General features: G+C 68.3%; 10 protein-coding genes, 2 tRNA genes and 1 pseudogene. 5 read left to right on the top strand and 8 right to left on the bottom strand.

The features are described 5' to 3' along the window. From IE249_RS03970 to IE249_RS03940, 7 genes and pseudogenes are all read right to left on the bottom strand, one after another. Positions 1 to 1,293, bottom strand: a 1,293-nt coding sequence (locus tag IE249_RS03970) for an MFS transporter (RefSeq protein WP_229857464.1), incomplete at its 3' end; no start/stop codon positions are given. A 98-nt stretch (positions 1,294 to 1,391) separates the two neighbouring features. After that, positions 1,392 to 1,961: a TetR/AcrR family transcriptional regulator gene (locus IE249_RS03965; protein ID WP_189703370.1), complete on the bottom strand. Its 570-nt coding sequence runs from the start codon at positions 1,959 to 1,961 to the stop codon at positions 1,392 to 1,394. Positions 1,962 to 2,058: 97 nt separating this feature from the next. Continuing rightward, a pseudogene (locus IE249_RS03960) lies at positions 2,059 to 2,539 on the bottom strand (MaoC family dehydratase). A 7-nt stretch (positions 2,540 to 2,546) separates the two neighbouring features. Beyond that, on the bottom strand, positions 2,547 to 2,999 hold the full coding sequence (locus IE249_RS03955) for a MaoC family dehydratase N-terminal domain-containing protein (RefSeq protein ID WP_189703369.1): 453 nt from the start codon (positions 2,997 to 2,999) through the stop codon (positions 2,547 to 2,549). Between the two features lie 151 nt (positions 3,000 to 3,150). After that, complete coding sequence (gene rpmG, locus IE249_RS03950; RefSeq protein WP_003948671.1) at positions 3,151 to 3,315, bottom strand: 50S ribosomal protein L33; 165 nt, start codon at positions 3,313 to 3,315, stop codon at positions 3,151 to 3,153. Between the two features lie 89 nt (positions 3,316 to 3,404). Beyond that, a tRNA-Met gene (locus IE249_RS03945) sits at positions 3,405 to 3,477 on the bottom strand. 46 nt (positions 3,478 to 3,523) lie between these two features. After that, positions 3,524 to 3,596 (bottom strand) — tRNA-Thr (locus IE249_RS03940). A gap of 214 nt (positions 3,597 to 3,810) precedes the next feature. Here IE249_RS03940 and IE249_RS03935 point away from each other — a divergent pair. The 5 genes from IE249_RS03935 to IE249_RS03915 all read left to right on the top strand — a co-directional run bounded on the left by IE249_RS03935 (position 3,811) and on the right by IE249_RS03915 (position 8,325). Next, positions 3,811 to 5,115: an amidohydrolase family protein gene (locus IE249_RS03935; protein WP_189703368.1), complete on the top strand. Its 1,305-nt coding sequence runs from the start codon at positions 3,811 to 3,813 to the stop codon at positions 5,113 to 5,115. 118 nt (positions 5,116 to 5,233) lie between these two features. Next, on the top strand, positions 5,234 to 5,890 hold the full coding sequence (locus tag IE249_RS03930) for an SDR family oxidoreductase (protein ID WP_189703367.1): 657 nt from the start codon (positions 5,234 to 5,236) through the stop codon (positions 5,888 to 5,890). Between the two features lie 563 nt (positions 5,891 to 6,453). After that, positions 6,454 to 6,747 carry a hypothetical protein gene (locus IE249_RS03925; protein WP_189703366.1) on the top strand — a complete coding sequence of 98 codons (294 nt, stop codon included), beginning with the start codon at positions 6,454 to 6,456 and terminating at the stop codon, positions 6,745 to 6,747. 449 nt (positions 6,748 to 7,196) lie between these two features. Then, complete coding sequence (locus tag IE249_RS03920; RefSeq protein ID WP_189703365.1) at positions 7,197 to 7,529, top strand: 5-fold beta-flower protein; 333 nt, start codon at positions 7,197 to 7,199, stop codon at positions 7,527 to 7,529. A 172-nt stretch (positions 7,530 to 7,701) separates the two neighbouring features. Beyond that, positions 7,702 to 8,325, top strand: coding sequence for an NPCBM/NEW2 domain-containing protein (locus IE249_RS03915; RefSeq protein ID WP_189703364.1), 624 nt, complete (start codon positions 7,702 to 7,704; stop codon positions 8,323 to 8,325). A 248-nt stretch (positions 8,326 to 8,573) separates the two neighbouring features. Here the strand turns inward: IE249_RS03915 and IE249_RS36095 are convergent. Next, a partial coding sequence (locus tag IE249_RS36095) for an HNH endonuclease (RefSeq protein WP_229857462.1) occupies positions 8,574 to 8,860 on the bottom strand: 287 nt, incomplete at its 5' end.

Below are 8,860 nucleotides of genomic sequence, written 5' to 3'. Positions count from 1 at the left end.
GACGAAGGCCTGCGCGGACTCGTAGCCGCCTTGCGCGGAGAAGATCGACGACATGATCGCGACGCCGAGGGCACCGCCCACCTCGCGCAGCGCGTTGTTGGCCCCGGAGGCGATGCCCTGCTCGGCCGGGCGGACGCTGGACATGACCAGGTTGGAGGCCGGAGCGAAGAACAGCGCCATGCCGATGCCGCTGAGTATCAGGCCGGGCAGCTGGACGCCGTAGGAGGCGTCGGCCGTGGCCACCCACGCCAGGTGGGCGAGTCCGGCCGCCTGGAAGAACAGACCGGCGGCGACCACGGGCCGCCCGCCGATGCGGTCCGAGAGGATGCCCGCGACAGGCGCCACGAGCATGGGCATGCCGGTCCACGGCAGCATCCTGAGCCCCGCCTCGGTGGGCGAGTAGCCGAGCACTCCCTGCATGTACTGGCTGAGCAGGAAGATCGAGCCGAACATCCCGAGGAACATCAGCATGCTCGCCGCGTTGATCCCGGAGAAGGCGCGGGAGCGGAACAGCCGCATCGGCAGCATGGGGTTCTTCGCCCGGGTGCTGTAGAGGACGAACCCGGTCAGCAGCGCGGTCCCCGCGAACAGTCCGGTCAGCACGAGCGCGCTGGTCCAGCCGTCGGAGGGCCCACGCACCAGCCCGTACACGATGCCGAACAGGCCGCCGCTGGCGAGCAGGGTGCCGGGGACGTCGAGTGGGGCGCCGGTGCCGTGGGACTCGTCCAGGCGCAGCCGCGCGAGCGGCAGCAGGGCGAGGCCGAGCGGGACGTTCAGCCAGAAGATCCAGTGCCAGGAGACGTGCTGGGTGAGGCTGCCGCCGATGAGCGGCCCGGAGGCGACGGCGAGCCCGTTGACGGCGCCCCAGATGCCGTACGCCATCCCGCGCTTGGCGGCGGGCACGGCGGCGGTGAGCAGGGTCAGCGTCAGCGGCATCATGACCGCCGCGCCGACCCCCTGCACGGCGCGTGCGGCGATCAGGGAGTCGATGCCGGGCGCCACGGCCGCGAGGGCGGACGCGCCGGTGAACACGGCCAGCCCGGCGAGGAAGAGCCGGCGGCGGCCGAACCGGTCGCCCAGCGCCGCGCCGAACATCAGCAGCACGGCGAAGGTCAGCGTGTAGGCGCTCACGGTCCATTCGAGGTCCCCGAGCGCCCCGCCGAGGTCCTGGCGGATCGAGGGCAGTGCGGTGGTGACGACGAGGTTGTCGAGGGCCGCCATGAAACCGGCGACGCTGGTGATGACCAAGGCCCAGACGGTCCGGCCCCGCTCTGTGTGTGCGTGTTCCGACATCGCTCCCCCATTGGGTGACCACTCTTGGATTAGTTATTGATCACTAACTTTTACGGTCATGAAGAACCGCACCGCTTCCAACTGACGGCGCCCGAGCGCTACTTCTCCAGCCGCCCCTTGATCCGCGCCTCGGGATACAGCCCCTCCCAGACCCGGTGGGCCGGCGGAAAACCCATGGCCACCAGGGTGTTGATCAGCATGCCGTACGCCAGGAAGGTCGTCGTCTCGCCGACGTCGGCCCCCAGGGGCAGGTGGACCGTCTCCCACAGCCGCATCCAGCCGGCCCTGACCGTCTCACCGAACTCCCGGTCGCCCTGCTGCTCGGCGGCCGCCACGGCCACGTACATCTGCATCTGCATGAGCAGCCGCTCGGGCCGCTCCGCGATGACCTCGGTGTACGCGTTGGCCATGGCGCGCAGCGCCTCCTCGCCCTCCAGGCCTTCGGAGGCCTCCGCGAAGGTGCGGACCGTGTCCTCCAGGCACCGCTCGGCGACCGCCAGGAAGAGGGCCTTCTTGTTCGGGAAGAGCCGGAAGAGGTAGGGCTGCGAGACGCCGACCCGCCGGGCGATCGACTCGGTCGACGTGCCGTAGTAGCCACCGCGCGCGAACTCGCTCGTCGCGGCGCGGATGACGCTCTCGCGCCGCTCCTGCGCACTCATCCTGACCATGCGAAGTAAGTTAGTGCTCAATCACTAACTTCGTCAAGCCCGTAAGGGGCGCCCGCAAATGGCGGACGCCCCTTACCGTGTGCGGGCCCGCGCGCGGTCAGGCGAGCCGTACGACGGCCCGGGACATGCCCAGCACCTTCTGGCCCGCGCTGGTCGCGGTCAGGTCGACCCGGACCGTGTTGTCGTCGAGCTTGGCGGCGACCTTGCCGCTGACCTCGATCACGGCGCCCTTGTCGTCGTCCGGGACGACGACCGGCTTGGTGAACCGGACGCCGTACTCGACCACGGCACCCGGGTCGCCCGTCCAGTCGGTGACGACGCGGATCGCCTCGGCCATGGTGAACATGCCGTGCGCGATCACGTCCGGCAGCCCGACCTCCTTGGCGAACCTCTCGTTCCAGCTGCGCGATCACGTCCGGCAGCCCGACCTCCTTGGCGAACCTCTCGTTCCAGTGGATCGGGTTGAAGTCACCGGAGGCGCCCGCGTACTGCACGAGGGTGGCGCGGGTCACGGGGTAGGTCCGCGCCGGCAGTTCGGTGCCGACCTCGACGTCGTCGTAGGCGATCTTCGCCGTCATCGCTTCCTCACGCCCCCTCGGCGGCGCGGGCCACCAGCTTGGTCCAGGCGGTCACGACGTGCTCGCCGGCCTCGTCGTGCACCTCGCCGCGGATGTCCAGGATGTCGTTGCCGGCCAGGGACTTGATCGCCTCGATGGTGGAGGTGACGGTCAGCCGGTCACCGGCGCGCACGGGCCGGTTGTAGGCGAACTTCTGGTCGCCGTGCACCACGCGGCTGTAGTCGAGGCCGAGTTGCGGGTCCTGCACGACCTGTCCGGCGGCCTTGAAGGTGATCGCGAAGACGAAGGTCGGCGGGGCGATCACGTCGGGGTGACCGAGCGCCTTGGCGGCCTCGGGGTCCGTGTACGCCGGGTTGGCGTCCCCCACCGCCTCCGCGAACTCGCGGATCTTCTCCCGCCCGACCTCGTAGGGGGCGGTGGGCGGGTAGGAACGCCCCACGAAGGACTGGTCGAGCGCCATGGCTCGGCACCTCCTGGTGTCACTCTCGGTCGGGACTCGGTCGGGACTGCGGTTGCCGCTGGTGTGACTTCGGCCGCTGCGGCGACGGTTGCGGCCAAAACAGCATGAGGCCGCCCCCTCGGGAGGGGACGGCCTCATGCGTGAGCCTGATTTATCGCGTTTCGCGGTGCGCGGTGTGCGCGTTGCAACGCGGGCAGTGCTTCTTCATCTCAAGACGGTCCGGGTTGTTACGCCGGTTCTTCTTGGTGATGTAGTTCCGCTCCTTGCACTCCACGCAGGCCAGCGTGATCTTCGGGCGGACGTCGGTGGCAGCCACGTGAGTGCTCCTTGACGAACGGGTGGGCTATTTCAACGCAAGAAAGAGTAGCCGATCGAAGGACCGACCCCGCAATCGGCTACTGACAGTAGCGGTGACCGGACTTGAACCGGTGACACAGCGATTATGAGCCGCTTGCTCTACCGACTGAGCTACACCGCTGCGATGCGATCGGGCCCCGCCTTGCGACGGGAACCTCTCACACCAGAGCCCCAAAACGGAATCGAACCGTTGACCTTCTCCTTACCATGGAGACGCTCTGCCGACTGAGCTATTGGGGCGAGCGATGAAGACATTACACGCTCCGCCGCCGTTCGCCCAAATCCGTTTCGCGGCACCCGTCCCGCCCGGTGCGTGCCGCGGCCACGCCGGTACGACTATTGCGCTCCTCCCCCTCCCCGGCGGGCCGCCACCCTAGGCTCGACTCACTCTGCGTGATCTTGCGTGCCCTTCCTTCGACCCCTGCCCTTCATCCCCTGTCGTGCCTGGAGTGCGATGCCCCCCGGTAAGCCGCAGCCGCCCCACTCGTCCTCCTCGCCGGGTCCCTCCGGACCGCCGGACCCGGACGGGCTGCTGCTGTGCGGGGCCCGGCTGACCGACGGACGGACCGTGGACGTACGGCTGTCCGGCGGGCGCATCGAGGCGGTCGGCACGGCCGGCAGCCTGGGCGGGGGCGGCGGCCACGGCGCGTGCGGCGGCGGCCGGGCCGCGGGCGGCTCCCCTGAGGGCGGGGCGCGGGTGGACCTCACCGGCTACCTGCTCCTGCCGGCCCCGGCCGAACCGCACGCCCACCCCGACACCGCCCTGACCGCGGACGCCGACGGCCCCGCCTCCGACGACCCGGAGGACGTACAGCGCCGCGCGACCGAGGCCACCCTGCTGCAGCTCGGCCACGGCGCCACCGCGGTACGCGCGCACGTGCGCGTGGGCGACGTCCAGGGGCTCGGCGCCCTGCGGGCGGTGCTGCGGGCGCGGCGGTCGCTGCGCGGGCTCGCCGAGGTGACGACGGTCGCGGTCCCGCGTGTGCTGACGGGGGCTGCGGGCGCGGACGGGCTGGCGATGCTGCGCGACGCGCTGAAGATGGGCGCCTGCGTGGTGGGCGGCTGCCCGGACGTCGACCCGGATCCCACCGGGTACGTGGAGGCGGTGCTGGAGGTCGCCTCCGAGCACGGCTGTCCGGTGGACCTGCACACCGACGCCGGGGACCCGGCACGTCTGGCGCGCGTCGCGGCGATGGCGGGCGGGCTGCGGCCCGGCGTGACGCTGGGCCCGTGCGGTGGTCTGTCCCGGCTGCCCGCCGCGGCGGCCTCGCGCGCCGCGGACCAACTGGCCGCGGCCGGCGTGACGGTGGTGTGCCTGCCGCAGGGCGGCTGCCAGGGCGCCGAGGGGCGCGGGACGGCTCCGGTACGGCTGCTGCGCGCGGCCGGGGTGCGGGTGGCCGCGGGCAGCGGCGCCCTGCGGGACGCGGCGAACCCGGTGGGGCGCGGCGATCCGCTGGAGGCGGCGTACCTGCTGGCCTCGCGGTACGGGCTGCGCCCCGAGGACGCCTACGAGGCGGTGAGCGCGTCGGCCCGCGCGGCGCTCGGACTGCCCGAGGTGCGGGTCGAGGCGGGCTTCCCGGCCGAACTGCTCGCGGTGCGCGGGGACCGGCTCGCGGGCGCGCTGTCGCTGGCGTACAGCCGCATCGTGGTGCACCGGGGGCGCGTGGTGGCACGGACCAGCGCGGTACGGGAGTTCTGCGACTCGGCGGCGACGGTGGAACTGGGGCTGCCTCGTCAGGGACGCGGCGAGTTGTCGTAGCCGTGGCCGGCCGTGGCCCCCGGGCGGCCGTGGCAGTCGACGGGCGGCGGGGCGGGAGGCGCACGGGAGTTGGCCGAGCCGTGCGGCGGGCGCGGGCGTCTGGGCGTACGGTCGAGACATGCGCATTGTCATCGCTGGAGGTCACGGACAGATCGCGCTGCGGCTGGAGCGGCTGCTCGCCGGGCGCGGGGACGAGGTGGCGGGCATCGTCCGGCGCGCGGAACAGGGTGACGACCTGAGGGCGGCCGGCGCCGAACCGATCGTGCTGGACCTGGAGTCGGCCTCGGTCGAGGAGGTCGCGGAGCGGCTGCGGGGCGCGGACGCGGCGGTGTTCGCGGCGGGCGCTGGGCCGGGCAGCGGGGCGGGCCGGAAGGACACGGTCGACAAGGGTGCGGCGGTCCTGTTCGCGGACGCGGCGGTCCGCGCGGGCGTACGGCGTCATGTGGTCGTGTCGTCCATGGGCGCGGACGCCGGCCACAAGGGCGACGAGGTCTTCGACGTGTACCTGCGGGCCAAGGGCGCTGCGGACGACCATGTGCGCCGCCAGGAGGCCCTGGACTGGACGATCCTGCGTCCCGGCGCCCTGACGGACGACCCCGGCACCGGCCTGGTCCGCCTGGAGGCCCACACGGGCCGGGGCGCGGTCCCCCGCGACGACGTGGCCGCGGTCCTGGCCGAACTGGTCGACACCCCGGCCACCGCCGGCCTCACCCTGGAACTGGTCAGCGGCTCCGCCCCGGTCTCGGTGGCGGTGAAGTCGGTCGCCGGCAACTGACACCCGACCCCGGCACGCAGGGGCCGGGGGTGTGCCCCCGATATGTCCCGCCCACCGCACACGAAAAGACCCCCTCCGCTTGCGTTTCCGCAAACCGCAGGGGGTCTTCCTCGATGTGGCGGCGCCAGGATTCGAACCTGGGAAGGCTGAGCCGGCAGATTTACAGCGGGCCAACTTCGCAGACTCTGAGCGGGTCTTTTAACCGTTCGGGCGCCTCCCGGGGGACGCCTGGGGGAAAGCACCCCAATGGCCGCAGTTCGCCGCGCGCCCTCGGAAGGTGCCGCGCCATTCCGGGGCACCGACCTCTCAGCTACTTGAGCGGCGCCTGGCGACTGCTAGTGCCCGCCTTGGGGGTGCGAAGCATGCCTGTCAGAGGTCAAATGGAAGGAGACTGCCCTGTACCCGGGGAGGCGAGAGGCATGAGTGACTCGCCATCGACAGCAGAGCGCACGGACAAGTGCCAGGCCTGCAAACGTCTGATGCCCCACCGGGGTACCTGCCCGACCTGCGGGTGGCAGCGAGGAAAGGTAACCACCCCCACATGGCTGCCAGACGGAAGCTATGTGTATAACAAGGCCGAGGAAACCAGCGGAAAGCGGCTCCTGGGCGGGCTGTGCTCAACGGCCGGGGGACTGCTACTACTCCTGTTTGGAGCGTTCACGGCCGGAGGCGGGCTTATTTTCTTCGGCCTGCTCTGCCTCGCGGCCGGTGTCACTTCCCTAACTGTTACCCGCATGGGCAGGCTGTGGGATGGACTGCAGGCGGAAGAACGGGCCGCCGCATGGCCGGGGATCCTCGTGGGCTGGCTTCCAGCCGCTGCCGTTGTCGCATTTATCGGGCTGATGGCCCAGCTCTAACGCCAAGGATGCTGGATCGAGTGGGGTAGCTGGCCGTGCTGGCGGAAGTTAGGCATGGGGCTCCATGTCCCCCAGCTGCCCGAACTGCCCTGTCGCCTATATTGAAGGACTGTCGGATGGGCCCTGTCGGGACCCCTTCTTGGGAGGCGCATCCGCCCTGACATCGAGGACTACCACCGCATTCCTCCTACCAGGTTTGCGGGCGTCTCTCCACGATTCAACTTTATTGCTGCCTCACCTTTCAGGATCTTAACTTTGCATACCGTCAATGTCCGTGTCGAAGCTGCCTTCCATTACGTGTCATCCCTTCGGGTCGACGGACGGACGGAATGAGTGCACGCTTGTTAATAGGTAAGCGCCTCGGCGGCCTATCCAGCGAAATGCGGCAGGCATGTTTGGCGTCTCACTCGGTGCCAGCCATGCGGCGGATGGCACGCAGGAGAATCGCAATGAGTTACCTCAAGGACACCTACGGTAGCGTGATCGGGCACTTCACCTCGTCTGGAACTGTGACAGACACTGGTGAACGGTCCGTAGGGAGGGTGGACTGGAAGGGAGCCGTGTATGACAACGCGGAATGGTGTGTAGGTTCCGTATCAAGCATCGGAAGGGTGGTCGATGGGAACGGTGACTTCGCCGGAAAGGTTGAGGGGAACACGGTCTACGGGAGCTCAGGTGACACGGTTGGCTACGTGGACGCGGAAACGTATAACCTCGACCCCTATGCCGTCACAGACGCCCAGCGGGCAGGTGCTGGTCTACTCCTTCTACTTAAGAAATGACCCAATGCTCTGTACGCCTATCCGGCAAACGAAGCGACGACGGGCGCTTGATCGGTGTAGTGAGAGCAGCAACTATCAAGCGGCGAGATCCGTCTGGCGACCCAGGGACGGCCCAGGGCCCATAAGACGCTATTGGACTGCCGACCTGTGACCGCGCTTTCAAGGACGAGTCGTGGAAGATTCCACCGCACACAACATAGCAGTCGGTGTAGTTATCACTGTGGTCGGAGGATTGATAACCGCAGCCATCTTGGCAGGTCTGAGCCAGTGTGGGCCATCACATACGACCACTGGCCAATCTACCCAACCGCAAACCTCAAGCGCGCCCCTCCCACCCACCCTCACTCCAACCTCCGCCACACCAGCACCCACTACGCCGAATTCGGCCGAACCTCGTTCCACCTACCTCAGCGACATGTATGCGACACAAAGTAACTATGATCCCGTCCCCGGTCAGGCCAGCATTAATGGCCAAGTTCATCCTCAAAGCATTGAATTTCAAGTTTACTATGTCGCCAACCCAGTTAATGAAGTCTCATATAACCTAGGAAGAGACTGGCGACATTTTGCGGCGACGGCCGGAGTAACAGATGACTCCACTTCTGGCGCGGAACTGAGGTTCCAGATATTTATCGATGGGCAAGAGATTTACGACAGAACGCTGACCTACGGAGAATCGAATCCTGTCACTTTGAATGTCACTGGTGTTCTTCGACTGACATTCAAAGTGAGCCTCCTCAACAAGGAAGATGGGACATACATCGGGGCCATGGGTGATGCACATCTGAGTAATTGATGGGCGCTTCGACCCCTCGTGGGTAGCGCGCTGAGTTGCCTCCAATACGGCCAGGATCTGCCCAGCCCATGGGCGCAATGTGGCAGCCTTGGGGGGTCCTGCGAAAAATTGAATGAAAACACCTTTGCAGCTACGCGGCTCCCGCCATTTCCGCTGTTTGATCTTCATCTAACAACAGGTAGGTCCGCGAGGCGACCAAGGTGCGATGGCACAGGACACCTGCCCGTCCCTCTTGGCGTGACCATGGCCTACTGGCGCCAGCGTTCGCGGTGGTGGCGGACGCACTCCAGGTCGATCGTGTGCCGAGGGTCGGTTCGCAGCGTGCCGGCAGGCTGGCCGCCGCGGATCACCGTCAGGTCGTCTTCGATGACGATGGCGCCGGCGTCGAGCATCACGTGGCAGTTCGGGCAGAGGCAGAGGACGTTGCCGGTGGTGTCCGGGCCGTTGTGAGGAGCCCCGAGGGCTCGAATGTGGGCGCCCTCGCTGTAGCTACCGCCAGGGACCTCGATGCGCAGGTCGCAGATCTGGCACCGGT

This window comes from Streptomyces anandii JCM 4720, assembly GCF_014650655.1.
GTDB lineage: Bacteria > Actinomycetota > Actinomycetes > Streptomycetales > Streptomycetaceae > Streptomyces > Streptomyces anandii.
Note: the sequence above shows the minus strand (reverse complement) of the source record. Positions and strands in the feature narration are given on the sequence as shown.

Coding starts and splice junctions, on each gene's coding strand:
- IE249_RS03965 (WP_189703370.1), bottom strand. CDS start 1,961: ATGGTCAGGATGAGTGCGCAGGAGCGGCGCGAGAGCGTCATCCGCGCC.
- IE249_RS03955 (WP_189703369.1), bottom strand. CDS start 2,999: ATGGCGCTCGACCAGTCCTTCGTGGGGCGTTCCTACCCGCCCACCGCC.
- IE249_RS03935 (WP_189703368.1), top strand. CDS start 3,811: ATGCCCCCCGGTAAGCCGCAGCCGCCCCACTCGTCCTCCTCGCCGGGT.
- IE249_RS03930 (WP_189703367.1), top strand. CDS start 5,234: ATGCGCATTGTCATCGCTGGAGGTCACGGACAGATCGCGCTGCGGCTG.
- IE249_RS03920 (WP_189703365.1), top strand. CDS start 7,197: ATGAGTTACCTCAAGGACACCTACGGTAGCGTGATCGGGCACTTCACC.